Source organism: Syntrophomonas curvata (assembly GCF_052976825.1).
Genome location: NZ_CM129641.1, coordinates 442,908 through 459,225, shown reverse-complemented (window position 1 = coordinate 459,225; position 16,318 = coordinate 442,908). Strand labels below are relative to the sequence as shown.

The 16,318-nt window shown below is 46.2% G+C and carries 9 protein-coding genes and 1 CRISPR repeat array (1 of these 10 running past the window's edge); of the genes, 6 read left to right on the top strand and 3 right to left on the bottom strand.

Annotated features, from left to right (window positions below; all coding sequences use genetic code 11):
* Nucleotides 1–76 precede the first annotated feature (76 nt).
* The 3 genes from ACU70B_RS02135 to ACU70B_RS02125 all read right to left on the bottom strand — a co-directional run bounded on the left by ACU70B_RS02135 (nucleotide 77) and on the right by ACU70B_RS02125 (nucleotide 3,888).
* On the bottom strand, nucleotides 77–1,420 hold the full coding sequence (locus ACU70B_RS02135; RefSeq protein WP_447184716.1) for an acetyl-CoA hydrolase/transferase family protein: 1,344 nt from the start codon (nucleotides 1,418–1,420) through the stop codon (nucleotides 77–79).
* 98 nt (nucleotides 1,421–1,518) lie between these two features.
* Nucleotides 1,519–2,652, bottom strand: coding sequence for a 2-hydroxyacyl-CoA dehydratase subunit D (locus ACU70B_RS02130; RefSeq protein WP_447184715.1), 1,134 nt, complete (start codon nucleotides 2,650–2,652; stop codon nucleotides 1,519–1,521).
* A gap of 12 nt (nucleotides 2,653–2,664) precedes the next feature.
* On the bottom strand, nucleotides 2,665–3,888 hold the full coding sequence (locus ACU70B_RS02125) for a 2-hydroxyacyl-CoA dehydratase subunit D (protein ID WP_447184714.1): 1,224 nt from the start codon (nucleotides 3,886–3,888) through the stop codon (nucleotides 2,665–2,667).
* Between the two features lie 537 nt (nucleotides 3,889–4,425).
* On the opposite strand from ACU70B_RS02125, the gene ACU70B_RS02120 reads away from it, so the two are divergent.
* The 6 genes from ACU70B_RS02120 to ACU70B_RS02095 all read left to right on the top strand — a co-directional run bounded on the left by ACU70B_RS02120 (nucleotide 4,426) and on the right by ACU70B_RS02095 (nucleotide 15,522).
* Nucleotides 4,426–5,235: an acyl-CoA dehydratase activase gene (locus ACU70B_RS02120; protein WP_447184713.1), complete on the top strand. Its 810-nt coding sequence runs from the start codon at nucleotides 4,426–4,428 to the stop codon at nucleotides 5,233–5,235.
* A 55-nt stretch (nucleotides 5,236–5,290) separates the two neighbouring features.
* Nucleotides 5,291–6,451 (top strand): YkvI family membrane protein, encoded by a 1,161-nt coding sequence (locus tag ACU70B_RS02115; RefSeq protein ID WP_447184712.1) that lies wholly within the window; start codon nucleotides 5,291–5,293, stop codon nucleotides 6,449–6,451.
* Nucleotides 6,452–6,724: 273 nt separating this feature from the next.
* Nucleotides 6,725–8,128, top strand: a complete 1,404-nt coding sequence (locus ACU70B_RS02110; protein WP_447184711.1) for a sigma-54 interaction domain-containing protein — start codon at nucleotides 6,725–6,727, stop codon at nucleotides 8,126–8,128.
* A 278-nt stretch (nucleotides 8,129–8,406) separates the two neighbouring features.
* The gene (locus ACU70B_RS02105; RefSeq protein ID WP_447184710.1) at nucleotides 8,407–9,840 is read left to right on the top strand and encodes a sodium:solute symporter family protein; all 1,434 of its coding nucleotides are present in this window, start codon (nucleotides 8,407–8,409) and stop codon (nucleotides 9,838–9,840) included.
* Between the two features lie 338 nt (nucleotides 9,841–10,178).
* Complete coding sequence (locus ACU70B_RS02100) at nucleotides 10,179–12,638, top strand: tetratricopeptide repeat protein (protein ID WP_447184709.1); 2,460 nt, start codon at nucleotides 10,179–10,181, stop codon at nucleotides 12,636–12,638.
* A gap of 181 nt (nucleotides 12,639–12,819) precedes the next feature.
* A complete protein-coding gene (locus ACU70B_RS02095) occupies nucleotides 12,820–15,522 on the top strand; it encodes a M4 family metallopeptidase (protein WP_447184708.1) in 2,703 nt (900 codons plus the stop codon).
* Nucleotides 15,523–15,875: 353 nt separating this feature from the next.
* A CRISPR array of direct repeats spans nucleotides 15,876–16,318; the repeat unit is 30 nt; unit sequence GTTTTTAGCGTACCTATCAGGAATTGAAAC; it runs 2,685 nt beyond the window's last position.

Below are 16,318 nucleotides of genomic sequence, written 5' to 3'. Positions count from 1 at the left end.
GTTTCATATATGGGTTTGCTCCGGGCAAGGGGGTGCAGTACCTTGCCCGGAGCGATGAGTGATTTTTAACAGCATCTCAGCGTTTGTTGGTTTTTCTCCATATATTGGCTTCTTTGGAGGCCCGAACCAATTCATCCTGACAGTCGGGATGGGCAATCGATATCAAGGCCTCGGCCCTTTCCCAGGTGGATTTTCCTTTGAGATTGACCATACCGTACTCGGTAGTTATATAGCTGGTCAGTGAGGCCGGCATGGTTACCACCGTACCCGGTACAAAGGCCGGAACTATATTGGAAACATATTTACCCGTCTTTTTGTCCCAACGGGCCGAGTGCAAGCCTAATATCCCCTTTCCGCCTTGGGAATGGTAAGCGGCATAGTGAAAATCCATCAGCCCGCCGGTTCCTGAGACCTGTTTGCGCCCAATCGATTCCGCGGATACCTGTCCGATTATGTCAACATTCAAGCAGTTGCAGATGGACATTACTTTGTCGTTCTGCATAATAATCCACGGATTATTGGTATAACTGGGGCAGGCGATATTTACCGACGGATTATGGTCGATGTAGTCATATAACGCCTGCGAACCCAAGGCAAAGGAGCACATAGTCATGCCTTTATCAATATTCTTTTTCCGGTTGGTTATTTTCCCGGCAGCAAACAGTTCCAGGTAGGCATCGCAAATCAGTTCGGTATGAACCCCCAGATCTTTTACATCTGATCGGGCAATTATTTTGCCGATCTGATTGGGGGTACCCCCGACACCTAACTGCAGGCAGGCGCCGTCTTCAATAACCGGCACAATGTTATCGGCTATCTTGATGTCGATTTCGTCTGCGTGGGCTTCGGGCAGGCACATCGGCAACTGGCTGTTCTCGACTTCCACTATATAATCCACTCTGGAGATATGGAGCCAGTTGTCATTCCCATAAGCTACCGGTAATTTGTCATGGATTTCAACGATAATGCGCTTGGCGTGTTTCAACTCGCCCACTACCTTGACTCCCTGGGTACTGAGGTTAAAATAGCCTTTTTCATTCATAGGCGTAACCGATACAAATGCCACGTCAACCGGGTAATCACGGTATATATCGGGGTACTCATGGAGAACCGACGGAATCAAATAATCCAGTCCGTCCTCCTGCATGCGCCTGTCCCAGGGTGAAAATGAAATATTGTTTAGAATAAAATGTTCCTGACTGGGGTCTGCTTTCACGGTCTCACAGTAATGAAATACATTGCCTGCCATGAGATAAACCCCCAGTAATTCATCTTTACGTTTAGCCAGAGCTTTATCCAGTTCCAGGGTAGGATAGGCACATTCGCCGTAACCAACCCGGTCCCCGGATTTAATTATCTTTACCGCTTCATCAGCGCCAGCCAGCTTGCTTTTATATTCATTCCAGTAACCGTTGCTCATAATCTGCCTCCTATTTCTAAATAACCGCTACATACTTCAGATAAAGTGAGGGATGTTCTGTAGGCTGATAAGTTTTATAACCTTACTTATTGCCACTGCTAACTGTTAAGCATCTCGGCAAAGCTTTGTATCCGGGTTCTTTCCCGTTCCATTGACTGCTGCTGCTGGTCAATTTCCAAATATAGCGAAGGGATCCCCGCCGCTTCGAATTGTTCCGCAATTATGGGGTGATCAAATTCTTCCGGGTCGCAGAATTTCATCATACAGAATATTAACCCGTCGGCACCGGTTTCTCTAACCAGCTCAATCAGCATCTCCACCCGCTTTTTCTGCGGGTCGTAAGCCAACGAACACCCTTCGATCAAAGACCATTGCCGGGCCAGACAAAGCAGCGGCTCCTCTCCGGCGGGGACGTCGGTTCTAAATTGCCTGGATTCCTGGGCCAGATCGTCAGCCACCACCGTGATTTGGTTTTCGTCAAAGATTTCCAGGAGCGCGTCCGGTTCGGCGGTGATTCCGGTTAGAACCACCTTCTTGCCCTGCCATTCCTCCGGCGGCAATTTTTTGAGCTCTTTGCTCAGTTCGTCTACCAGCATGGCATGTTGGCTTTTTTCCATAAAATACCCGCTCTTGATAACCAGATGCCGCACCGCCGGGGTTATGGTTCGAGGGTAGTTCCTGGCTATGCTGCAAAACTCGCGCATGCTTCTGCGGTGCCGATTATAGACCCCAATACTCTCCTTCAGAGCCGCATCGGTAATGGGCTCACCGGTTATGGCTTCGATTGCCTGCTTAACCCGCAGAAATTCGGTTTTAAGATACTCCACCCCACCCTCAATTTTTCTCATCTGCGGATACACAATCTGGATTACTTTAATATCCGGAACGACATAGCCCCAATCCTGGGGGATCGATTTCAAGGTATCGCAGGGAGAGGACATGATTACTGCGTCCAGGTCTTTATATACGCCCTTCAAAGCCAGCTCGATGTTGGATTGCATAATGGAACAGCAGAATGATGGGACAATAGTAAGGGCCTGGGATATCTGGGTTTGCCCTCCCCACATCCCCACCGGCAGCATACCGGCCGCATGCACTATCTCTTCCGGGCAATAGATGGGGAAACAGCCGACTACGCCTTGGCCGGTCTTCTGTCGGTAGTTTTTAACTGCCTGACCGGGATGGGAAGCCACTTCTTTCATCGCTGCCAGAATTTTTTTAATACTTTCCATTCTTATCACCTCCTAATTTTCTTGGCGTCGGGCTTTGTTATTCTCCATCATTTCGACCAATGCCTGAATCCTGGTCTCAAACTGGGCCTTGGCAAAATTGCGGGGATCGGTCTGGTCTCCGTCGAAGAACACATAGGGCACTCCAGTCCGTTTATAGACTTCTTCGGAAATCTTGTAATGCATAAAATCGCACAGCTTGCAGCTCCGGTTCAGGTGATAGACGGCGCCGTCGCACTTGCATTCCTTGATGATTTTTACTCTCAGGTCGATGTTGCGCTCCAGGTTGAGATTGAGCACGATCGCAGAGTAAGCCCGGGCCATGCTGTCCATATCCCCGGCTTCATAAAGGAGAGTCCAGGCTTCGGGATAGGTTGAACCAACCAGGTTAATCCCATGGTTCTTAAAGGTTTTAAAATTATGGCCTAAATAGGGCCAGCAGGCTATGCCGTCCCACATGATGCGGTATTTTTCCTCAACCGGGAACTGGCTTTTTCCGGTCTTGACCATCTCCTCCAGTTCGTCAGCCACCATGTTAAAGAACCTGACTGATTCTTCTTTACCCCGCATGCAAACCATCAAGGCCATGTAGTTGTACATATTAAAGCCGCTCAGCGGCGACGGGGTAAGCTTGGCATATGAAGTAGCGCGATTCCACGCCTGGGCTGCTCTTATCGATGTTTCCATAACGCTGTGAAAACGATCATAATCAAAAGGCTTGCCGCAGATTTGTTCCAACCGGCGGATGGCCTCCATAAACTGAGACTTGATATAACCGATCCGCTCCCGGGTCACCTCATACTCAACGTTATAGGGTACGTCAATACAGATCAGGGGGATATTCAGCTGCCGGGAAAGGTTTTCATACCATTTGACCAGGGTATTGCAGATGTTATTGCATATAATGAGTAAATCGGGCAAAGGCATGTTGACAAAGCAGCAATCCTGCATATCCTTGTAAGCCAGGTTGATTCTGGCATATGAACATAGATCTAGCGAGTAACCTTTTGCTTCTGCATAGTCTATAAGCGGAAGGGCTCCGCCTTTGGCTCCGATGGCGGCGGCATGGTTTTCCGGGTACAGGACATGAATTCCCATGGTTTCACATAATTCCTGGGGAGCAATTGAGCTGGACCACGCTACCAGTTCGCCGCGTTCTTTGCCCTCAATAGCTTCCTGGTAATGTCTGGCGGTCAACTCGGCCAAGTATTGTTTGGAAGTCATTTTATCTTCGCTCACAGCTAACACCTCTCTTATATAATTGATGGCCGTTTATGAAAATTTTCGAGGCCCCTTGAAATCCATCACGTCAGCCTCAAGCGTTTATCTTTGCAACAAATATGCCAGTTTGAATAAGCGGCTATTACTTCGAAATCAGCTACCCGCGAGCAGCTATTATGCGAGGGGTTTTCCGCGCAGATTCCCCTCGGGGGAACTGCGTTTCTTGCCAGTACCCTGGTCATTTAAAAATTGCGGATATTGCATCACCCCGGAAAAGCTGCATCAGTACCAGCCATCTCCTGTGTGGTCTGCATCTTCCGCTTATGGTTTTTGGGGGGATAAGTATAAACTGCAGGATCCTGCATCATTTTCCTGGAGGGCGTATAAAACCCGGCGCCTGTTGACATTAATCCCGGGGTAATCGCTTGCGGTTATGGCTGATAGGAGGGTTGCAACTCACCACTACTTGAGTCCCATCGGATTAAATTGCTATTGGCATGATTATTGCTCTAATAAACAGCGGCAAGGCAAATGATAGGAAAGGAGGGATAAACGGTGTACGTGCTCGGGATTGACATCGGTTCAGCTTCATCAAAAGTAGCTATCCTGGATGAAAGTAAAACCATGGTGGCCTGCGCCGCAGTTACTGGCGGTGCAGGTACAACTGGGCCGGTTAGGGTTTTGGAAGAGGTTTTCAGCAAGTCCGGCTTAGATTGGGAGGACATCAATAGAACGATTGCAACCGGATATGGCAGAATTGGCTTTCAGAAGGCAGACAAGCAAATAAGTGAAATAACCTGCCACGCCAAAGGAGTTCATCACCTGCTCCCATCAGTACAAACTATAGTTGATATTGGAGGCCAAGATGTAAAGGCCATGTCCATAGCCAATGACGGTACGGTATCCAGATTTGCCATGAATGACAAATGTGCGGCCGGTACCGGCCGCTTCCTGGAAGTAATGGCCAGGGTGCTGGAAACGGATGTAAGTAAACTGGGGGAACTGGCCGGACAGGCCGACTCCATTGTCGATGTTAGCAATACTTGTACCGTATTTGCTGAATCAGAGGTTATATCTCGTTTGGCTTCCGGGGTTAAAGTCTGCAATATTGCGGCGGGCATACACAAATCTGTGGCCCGGCGCGTAGCCGGCCTGGCTGTCAGGGTAGGAATAAAACCGGATGTTGTATTAACCGGGGGGGTTGCTCAGAACCGGGGGATAGTCAATGCCCTGTCCGACGAACTGAAACAGCCGATTATGGTTTCACCCAACTGCCAGATAACCGGCGCACTGGGTGCAGCATTGATAGCATACAAGGAGATGGTTGATATAGGCAAATCGTGCTCTGGTCTTGACGAAATCTAAGTCGAGGTTACACAAAAAGAAGTATGTGGTATTTCTATATTTAGGAGGAAAACACATGAGTGATAATAAAGCAGCGGCAAAAACAACCTTATCGGCAGGATTCATAATCGCTATGGCCTGGTTTGCAACTCATTGCGGCGCCGGCTTTGCTACCGGCAACCAGGAAGTAAACTATTTTGTTAAATTTGGCTGGGTTGCTATTTTTCTGCCTATTATTTCTATGGTGCTTTTAGCATGGGGCCACAGGAACGCTCTGGTGATTGCCAAAGATAATAATGCTCATGATTATAAAAGCTATACCAACGCTCTTTTCCATCCCTATGAGAAAATCATGGGACCCGTTATGGAGATTTTGTTCCTCGCTTTTCTGGGCACCGGCGTTTGTACTTCCATTGCCGGAGCCGCATCCCTGCTGGAGACCTGGGGAATATCCTATGGGCTGGGGCTTGTTATTGTAGGCGCAATACTGCTGCTCTTAACCGCATTTGGCAGCAGTCTGGTTATCAAAGTCCTTAATTTTAAGGCCTATTTTATAATAGCTTCTCTAGCGCTGGTTACCATCCTGGGCATTAAAGCCGGCTTTCCTAATATAAGCCATTTGGTAGGTACTAAAGCCAGCTTCGGACCAGGCTTCGGCGCGGCTCTCTGGTCGGCTATAATATATGCCGGCTTCCAGTCAGTTACTATATTTGCCCTGGTCTCTCTCTCCGAGAGTATTAAAACCACCAAAGAATGTAATACGTTTTTTGGGGTAGGCTTACTGGTAAATGGTCTTATGCTGCTGGCCGTAGTTATCATGTTACTGGGATATGCACCTGAAATCTTAAAAGAGACCCTGCCGGTATATTCGGTCAGCATGGGTTTGGGACTGCCCTGGCTGAAAATATTATACAGCTTGGTTTTATTTATTGCTCTGCTCGGCACCGGGATATCGGTAGTATTCGCAGCTGTTGCCCGCTTTGAGAAACTGGACTTTTGGGAGAGAGCCTCGGATGCTTTTAAAGATATGAGGCTGCGCCGGGGAACTATTTCTTTAATCACCATAGTAATATGCACATGTATTTCCGTAGTCGGATTAACCAATATAGTTGTCAAAGGATACGGCACCCTCGGCTATTGCGCTATATTCTTGCTCTTGATTCCCGAAATCGTAATCGGCGGAATTAAAATCAAAAAAACGGCCGAGCTGCGCCAACAACAGGGTATTGAGGAATAGGTAAATAATGCCTGACTATTACTGCTGCGATTAGATGATCGGAGAATATGACAGGGGCTGGATTCCCCTGTTATATTCCTCTTATTCGCACAGGCTGCCCGGAGGCAATATGGTTGATTATGTCGAACACCACTGCCTGCTAACTGCAAGACCATTCTGAACTTCGCAGCCCTGTTGCACTTGGCGAACTAATGTACTAGTATAATAAGTAATAAGCTTCAGTATGCTGAGATTATATAAGTGACGTTTTTACCCTTCAGGAGGGTTATAAACATGACTTTTACATCCTCTTCCGTACAGTCATCCGATATCGGCCTTTCCTACCCGGATATGTTAACGGTTATCCAGGAATCCTACGATGGCATTCTGGTAACCGATCGCAATGGCAATGTCATAATGGTAAATGACTCCTATTTACGCATTATCGAACATGATGTGGCGGGCATTAATTTTCCCGAATACCTGCAAACTATCCCCTATCGAAAAGCAGCCTGCCTGGACGTATTAAAAAAGAAAAAGCGGGTAAATTATACCCATTTTGACCTCATACCAGGCAAGACTATCTCGGTTACCTCAAGTCCCATATTCGATGAAAAGGGTGAAATCCGCCTGGTGGTCACCAACGTCCGGGATATGACCGAAATGATGCAGCTCAAGGAGCAGCTCGAAGAGGCTCAAGAGATGGAGAGACTATTCTATAAACATCTCGAAGGGCTAAAACACTCCAATGACGGTCCTATAGCTGTGGATCACAGCATGAAAAAACTAATCGCTACCGCTCTGAAAGTCAGCTCCGTGGATGTTACTACTTTGATAACCGGCGAGTCCGGGGTAGGCAAGGAAGTGGTGGCCAGGTATATCCACACTTGCAGCAACAGGAAATCAGAGCCTTTTGTTGCCGTAAACTGCGGCGCTATTCCTGAGCAACTGTTGGAATCAGAATTCTTTGGCTATGTTGCCGGCGCGTTTACGGGAGCTTCCAAAAATGGTAAAACCGGCTTATTTGAAGCTGCCAACGGCGGAACCCTGTTCCTGGACGAGATTGGCGACCTGCCCTTTAATCTCCAGGTCAAACTGCTGCGGGCACTGGATAGCGGTGAAATCACCAAAGTGGGAGCCAACACTCCCATCCCGGTAAATATCAGGTTATTGGCTGCTACCAACCAGGATCTTGAGGCCATGGTCGATGAAAATAAATTCAGAGAAGACCTGTATTATCGCCTGAATGTAATCAACCTGCGCATCCCCCCGCTCCGGGAACGCCGGGCCGATATCCGTCCCCTTTCCATGTACTTTTTAAACATTTGCAACCAGCAATACGGCCAGAACAAACGGATCAATCTGGAAGTTCTAAGAGCTCTGGAAAAGTATGACTGGCCGGGCAACGTGCGCCAGTTGAAAAACGTTATCGAACACATGGTGGTTCTAAGCAGCGGGGATTATCTGGAATTATCTTCACTTCCCTTCTGTGACAGCGTTAAACGGAAGGAATCTGACCATACCGGCGATGCGGTTACAATTAACCGCTATGTCCCTATGCCCCAGGCCGTGGAAGAAGTGGAAAAAAAGATTATAGGCCATGCCATGCAGGGAAATACCAGCAGCCGCCAGATAGCAAAGGCTATAGGCGTCGACCAGAGCACGGTCGTTCGTAAAATTAAAAAATATGGCCTGTAGTTATCATAAGGAAGAGGTGGTGTAAATCTTCAAAACCCCTGCTTTGTGTCAAGCTTGCCACAAGCCAAGCATATCTAACCCGCTAGTAAATCCTTCAATCGGCGTCTGCCTTATTTTCCCAACCTTCCGTAAACTGCTGTTTCGCTAAATTGCATACGGTTTTTGTTTTTTCCTTGCCCTCCTGCCTTTATCCCCTTGTCACCAGGTTTCAAAGGTGTAAAATAGACAAGATACCTTTTATATTTACAGTATAAAATGTCTAATGGAGGCGAATTAAGTTGATTTTAGGCATGACCATAATAACCTCGGAGCACATTATCGGCATGGTGGTTACGCTCATCCTTATTATGGGCGTTGGAATATATGCCGGCAGCAGAGTCAAAACGGAAGCGGATTTTTCAGGCAGCGCCCGTAAGGCAAGCGGGGTGCTGGTAGCCGGTACCATCATGGGTACCCTGGTAGGGGGAGCCTCCACCATCGGCACTGCGCAGCTGGCGTTTAATTTCGGCCTGTCTGCCTGGTGGTTTACGCTGGGGGCTGGCATCGGATGCGCCGTTTTAGGGCTGGGCATGCTTAAGCCTCTGTATGCCAGCAATAAGACCACCATCCCCCAATATCTGGTTGAAACCTATGGCTATAAAATCGGCCCCATATCCAGTATTTTCACTTCGATCGGCATGTTTTTTAATATTATTGCCCAGGGCATTGCCGCCGTAGCATTGCTTACTTCGGCCTTTCATCTTAATTCAACCCTGGCTTTGCTGATTAGTGTAATCCTGGTGATAGCCTACGTATTGGTAGGTGGTTTGCAGGGCACCGCTCTAGTCGGAGTGGTAAAGCTGGGCTTATTATACATGACTATTATAGTAGCCAGTGTTGTTGCGTACATGATGTTTGGTGGATATCATGGTATTTTGGAAAGTTTCCCCGAGCATTTCCCCTGGTTCTCCCTATTTGGCCGCGGATTTTCCACTGATGCCGCCGCCGGTTTCTCCCTGCTGGTTGGGGTTATTTCCACCCAAACCTATATTCAAGCAGTGTTGTCCGCCCGAAGTTTGGGCCAGGCCCGTCGGGGAGCCCTGCTATCAGCGGCGCTTATACCTCCGATCGGGATTGGAGGCATCCTGGTAGGCCTGTATATGCGGGCTAATGTTGCCACTTTCCCGGGGTTAAAATCCAGCGAAGTATTGCCGGTATTTGTCCTGCACTACCTTCCGCCGCTGTTGGGCGGTGTCATCATGGCAACCCTGCTCATTGCCGTAATCGGTACCTGGGCTGGCTTAAATCTAGGTATTTCAACTATGCTTACCCGTGATATTTATGTGCGCTTTATCAATCCCGCTGCCGATAGTATAAAAACTTTAAGGTGCCAGCGTATAATAATATTCGTGCTCTGCGCTCTGGCCATCATCCTGGTAAGAAGCAGCGCCGGCAGTTTAATTCTGGGCTTCAGCTTTATGTCCATGGGATTGCGGGGCTGTACAGTGCTCTTCCCTTTACTGGGAGCTATGTTTTTCAAGCGCTGGGTTACTCCTGCGGCAGGTTTGGCATCGGCTCTGCTGGGACCATTAACCAACTTCGTCTGGCATTTTCTGTTTCCGCAGGGCATGGACCCGCTGTACCCGGGACTCATAGTTGGCGGTCTGATGTTAATAATAGTCAGTATGCTGACTCGAAACCAAGACGACAAAACCACCGGCTTTTCCCATTAGACCCCAACCGGCTTAAAAGCCCGGTTGGGCTGCATCCAAATAAATCTTAGCCAGCAGTTTTCGCTGTTATCGTGCCAACGCAATTATTTCGACTCGTTTAAGTAAAAATTATTACATCCCGCTTGTGTGCAAAACAGACCTGGAGAAGCTTGCTTCTTTCCAGGTCTGTTTTATAAACGAATCCGACTCCTCAGTACTTTATCGGAATATTCCTATTATTAGCTAGAATTTAATATATTGCCAATAATTTTATTAACAACCAGATTAACTAGTTATATAATATATCTGGTATTATGTATTGCCCATTTTATACTTTTAATATAAGGGAGGATCAGCGGTTGAAGAAAACATCACCCGATAAAATATTAGAAGATTTTTATCAGGTTTTATCTATTCAAATCAAGCCTACCATGCAGCTCGAATTGAATTCATATCTTAAAGGAAGCTTGAGCGAGTTGCATTCCATGATATTTCAAGGCTATAAAAAATTATTGCACGACCAATACCAAGGTGCGAAAAAGATATTTGAAAAAGTTCTGAATATCGACTTAATACACGGCTCTTATGGTCTGGGCAATACCTATTACGAACAAAAGGATTATAAAGCTGCAATTCAGCAATATACAACTGCGTTAAAGGATTCAAAAAACAGTTTCAGCTTTGCCTATTACGGCTGGGCAAATTGTTTGAAGCAGCAGAGAAAATATGCTGAAGCTATTGAGCTTTTAGATAACGCTATCAAATTAAATGCTCAGATTGCCTCTTTTTGGAATGCCAAGGGATTTTGCCTCAAACAACTGCGGCAGTATTCGCTGGCTACCGAGTGTTATGAAAAAGCAAAGAATATCGCCTCTGATTATCCCAATCCGATAAATGGATTAGGCAATATTTTTTATGAGCTGCGGGAATATGATAAGTCTCTTGAGCATTACAATACAGCAATAAAGATCAATGAGAAATTTGCCTATCCCTACACAGGATTAGGCAATGTCTATCGTAAAATCCATCATTACAACCAGGCCATAAAATCCTATAAAACCTCTATCGGCCATGATCCCAATTATTATTATGCCTTCAACGGCCTGGGCAACGTATACCGGGATCTTAAAAATAATAAAAGAGCAATCATTAATTACGAAAAGGCTATTCACATTGATCGCAACCTGCCACTGGCCTGGAATGGGCTGGGTTTGATGTACTTTGAGAAGGATTTTGATGAAGCAGTCAGGTGTTTTAAGGAAGCTATTGGAGCTGACCCCAGCTTCCCGCATGCATACCGGAATTTAGGATTATTGTATTTAAGCAACAATAGATTTGAAGAATCTCTGGACTATTTAAACTCTGCTTACGAATTGTTTAATGATTATTATAATAATTCCTACTGGCAACGGGTAATCAACATAGAAAGGAAACATGCTTTAAGAGGAGTCAAGACCGAGGAACTTTGGGCATCCAGTAAAAAGCTTGATCCGGCTGCCAGGATTCTTAAGGCCACTCGGGACGAAGGAATCGAGGAACAGGTCTTAGCCAATAAAAAGCTATTTTCAGATTTCCTGCAGGTTAAAAACGATGAAAAGAAAGAGAATGACGTTCATTTTATAGTGTTAAGAAGATGGAATTCTTACACCCCATTGATTAAAGCAAACAATACCAGCAAGGGAGGGGGATATTTTCTAAGATGCAGAGAACTGGGCATTGTTATCGATCCGGGGTTGAATTTTATTGATAATTTAATAGAAGCCAATTACAAATTCCATGAGATCGATAAAGTGCTGATTTCACATGCCCATAATGATCACACTGCAGATTTGGAGGCAATCCTCACGTTATTGTACAGATATAATGAGGAGATTAAGGAATCAGACGACCCTTTGAAAGAAGATACCATAACCAAGCAGCTTTATGAAAAAAAATATCTGAAGGAAAAAAATCTCGCGGAACAACAAAATCGGCCTATGTCTCAGGTAACTGTAACCAGAGAAGAAGTCGAGGAGGAATTTCTTAGTGACCCGAGAAGAAAAATTATTGATTTTTATTTTCCAATGAGCGTATTTAAGAAGTACTCCGGGTTATTCCAGCTATATGAACGCAGCAACTACAATATCCATGTTATCGAACCAGGGAACAAACTGTTATTTATGTCCAAAAATAAAGCATATCCAAATTCGAAGGACGGACGGTATGATATCGCAATCAATATTTTAAAATCTTGCCATGACGACATTATATCCGATAAAAGTGCGGTCGGATTTATCATTAAATATATACCCAATAACACAACTATCGTATATACCGGTGATACCGGCTGGCGAGATGACAAACCAGATTTCCTTGGGCAGTATGATACATTAAATAAAAAAACCGGATATAAACTGCTTGTCGCACACATAGGTGGATTTAAAGTAATTGAGCATCAGGGTATCTGCTATAAAAATCATTTAGGGAGGATAGGCTTAGCTAAGCTGGTCGAAAAAGTAAAACCAGATATTTGTTTTCTTTCCGAATTCGGTGAAGAATTCCGTAATGATCATAGGGTACGGCTGGCAAAAATCATGCAGGATGCCTTCAATAACAATCCCCTCTTTTTTCCCGCTGATATTGGTCTGAAATTCAACTTGAAAACCAGAAGAATCGAAGCCATTGCCCAGATCAATAAAAACCGGATGGTAAGAAAATTTATCGAACCTGACCAAATCGATTTTTTTGAATTGGATAAAGACTATTCATTACACTATTTTAATAAGGATTTGGATTGGAATCTGATTGCAAAACTAATCAGGAAACAGATGCAGCTTTAAAAGAATTGCGCTTATGCATTCCTTCCCATCCCAATCAAAATTTGTTTAGACCAGAGCACTAGCGCCAGCGGCTATAGCTCTAACGAAGAGGCCTTAGGCGTCTTTAAACCCAACACCTCTTTTATAATTGCTTTTATCATAAAAAATGGTAAAATATACAAAAGCCTAAAGGAGGTAGTTTATGGATACGAGGCAAAAGCATCTTGTTGACAAGTTGAGGCTGCGTGATGCAGCCTTGCGGTTGAGTTGGAATGAGGAACTGAAAGCTCCTGCCATTATTACCGGAGCCTTATCTGAGCCCTTTGATGGCGGGAGTGCGAAAATGTTTGAGAAGGCCGCACTGGAGTTACTGGATGACTTGAAACCGCTTTTTCGCATCCGCGAACCTGCCGAGGAATTGAAGCTGACTAATCAATCCAGCGATTCAGCGGGAAATGTTACCCTGGCTTTTAAGCAAGTTTACCAGGGGATACCGGTTTATGGCGCCGGTGTACGTATTCAATTCGGTACGGACAAAGCAGTTAACCGGATTATGAATAAATATGTACCCGGTATCCAGGCGAAAGTGCAAGCCGAACTTTCGCTTGACGAAGCGATATCGAAGGCTACGGAAGACGCCGGGGGCGGGCAGTTGGATAAGGCCTTCCCTCCTGAATTGTTTTTAGTGAACGAGGACGGCTCCTGGACTCCCGCCTGGACTTTTCGCCTTGCACTCCTCCAGCCTCCTAAACCACGCATTATTCGTTACTTCATAAATGCCGAAAAGGCTCAGGTAATGTTCCACTATGATGATTTGCAGTCCGTTCCTGACGTAAGCGGGAATGGCACAGGCTACTATAGCGGAGGGGGTGCTATAAATAGCTACTTCACGGGCAGTACTTATCAATTGATTGATAATACCAGGGTAGCTGCCGGCGGTCCGTCGATACGGATATGCGATCTTAATGGTAACATGAATAACCCGACGGATGCTCTTATAAGTGAGGATTCCGATAATCAATGGAATGATTTGACTGCTAATCCGCGCCAGCGGAACCAGGGGCCGGAAGTTGATGCGCTGCGTTACCTGGGCATGGTGGTGGATTACTATCGGGATACCCATCACTGGAACAGCTTTAACAACCAAGGCTCATCGGTTTACGCAGGGGTCCATTTCGGCATTAATCATAATAATGCCTATTGGAACGGTAGCGGGATTGTCTTCGGTGACGGCGACAACAGCCTCTTGGATTACACTACTACAGTTGATATCGTGGCCCACGAATTTACTCACGGTGTAACCCAGCATACGGCGGGATTAGCCTATTACAACCAATCAGGCGGTTTGAATGAGTCCTTTTCGGATATTTTTGCCATTATGGTCGACCGGGAAGATTTTGAGATTGCTGAAGACTGTGTTACGCCAACCATACCCGGTGATGCGGGCCGAACCATGTCTGACCCCAGCAGTAATACCGCTCAGTGGCGTCAGCCCAATCATGTGCTGGCCGCCATGGATACCCTGGGCACCGGCTATTACGATGGTCAAGACCCCCATGACGCCAGTGGTTATTTGAACTTCGCCGCCTATCTACTGATTCATGGAGGAACCCATCCCAACAGCGGTATTTCGGTTAACCCAATCGGCCATGAGAAGGCAGAGAAAATATTCTTTCACACCCTTTCGGTCGGCTTGTTGGGGAATTCACTCGCTACCTTCGTTGAATGCCGTGAAGCCGCACTGAATGCAGTTAATTTATTATATAAAAACGATGCCTATTATCTGGACATTATGGATTCGGTAAAAAATGCCTTTACGGCGGTCGGCATCGGCCCGGATATCTATATCCGCGATAGCCTGAACGATACCGGTATTATCCCTTCAGCCGGCACCCTCTATATGAGCCCGGATATTATTATTCGCAACGAGCTCCTGGCTAATCCCGGGGTGGATTTGCAGGATATGAATGATGCCGGTCTGAGCCAGGATGTGGAGGCTGGTCAGGACAACTACGTTTATCTGCGTTTACAGAACCGGGGCTCGGTCAGTGGCAATACCCTGGTAAGGGTGTACTGGTCAGAACCGTCTTCTTTTTCCAGTCCTGCCAACTGGCATTTGATTGGCAGCCTGCAGGTCAACAGCATTGAACCGGACACAGTACATATTGCAGGTCCTATTACCTGGGCCGCTGCCGAACTTCCGCCTCTGGGGCATTTTTGCCTGGTAGCCGAACTGGACGACCCCCTTGACCCGGCTCCAGACAAAACCCTGATTACTACGGGTGAGATGTACAACAAATTTATCTCCCGGAGCAACAATTTTGCCTGGAAAAATATCAATGTTATCGATATGATTCCTGGCGGCGCAATTCAACAGTCTTTTTCAGTTCAGGGCCCGCCGGCCGGCGGGCATGGCGATCTTCTGTTTGACTTGCAGGAATTACCGGGCGGGGCAGAAGTGCGCATCCGCATTTTGAAACGTCTCTGTGAAAATGTGGAGATGCAGGGTTTACGCTTCGAAAAGGCCTCCACTCGATACAACTACTATATGCTGACTCCCGGACAGTGGAATTATCTTAAGCATATCCTGTTCAAGAGCAATGAAATAAGTGAAGTTCAAATCTATGTAAACATGCCGGAGGAGATTTCGGGGACCTATAAATTTCAATGCTGTCAGCAATTCGGTTCCGAAATCACCAGCCGCATCACCCATGTAATAAACCTGATGGGGGCAGATGCCTTCGACTTTATTGCCAACAGCAACAGCAAAGAACTGCATCGCAAGGGATGTATCTGGATCACTCATATGAATGCCGTACATAAGGTAGGATATCATTCTGCCGAGCATGCCCATCGAGATGGCTATGACAACTGTGCCTTCTGTCTGGGAAACAGCAGTCGTTAACCCCCCAGCTAAACAGAGCCGGCCTTTGCAGCCAAACCAGGGGAATGCCAGATGCAATCCCCTGGTTCTACAGGCAAAAACTCAGTTGGCTCCGGCTAATGAAGCTGCCCGCCACCCTGCCGATTGATTATCGGCTTTCATCCAGCATCTTCAAGTACAATTCAGTAACAAAGAGGGATTCTTAAGCAGGCAAAAATGTCGTCTACCTACAGTAGCGTCAAAAACCCCGGGTGGCGACGACACTGTAAAATGAGGTCGTTCTTCGATGTTTACCCTCTTTCAGCATTTGGGTATAATAACAAATAGACAGATGGTCTTCAGGTATAGATACCGATTTTTTTAGACCTAAACGGGTTTTTAGCGTACCTATCAGGAATTGAAACGAACTAGGGCTAATACCACTGAGGATATAGCTGAAGTTTTTAGCGTACCTATCAGGAATTGAAACACTGTACCGGATAAAGTAATGAAAGTGCTGCAGGAGTTTTTAGCGTACCTATCAGGAATTGAAACATGCAATCAATAATAAACCTATTGTGATATAAGTGGTTTTTAGCGTACCTATCAGGAATTGAAACCAACCAAAATCGCAACGGCTACCCCAGCAATAGCCAGTTTTTAGCGTACCTATCAGGAATTGAAACTTTCTTTATCCTCGGGTATTGCGGCACCGAAGCCAGGTTTTTAGCGTACCTATCAGGAATTGAAACTCATATATGCGACAAAGAATGCTTTTCCCTCGGCCGTTTTTAGCGTACCTATCAGGAATTGAAACAATTCTTTCGCATTGATTGCC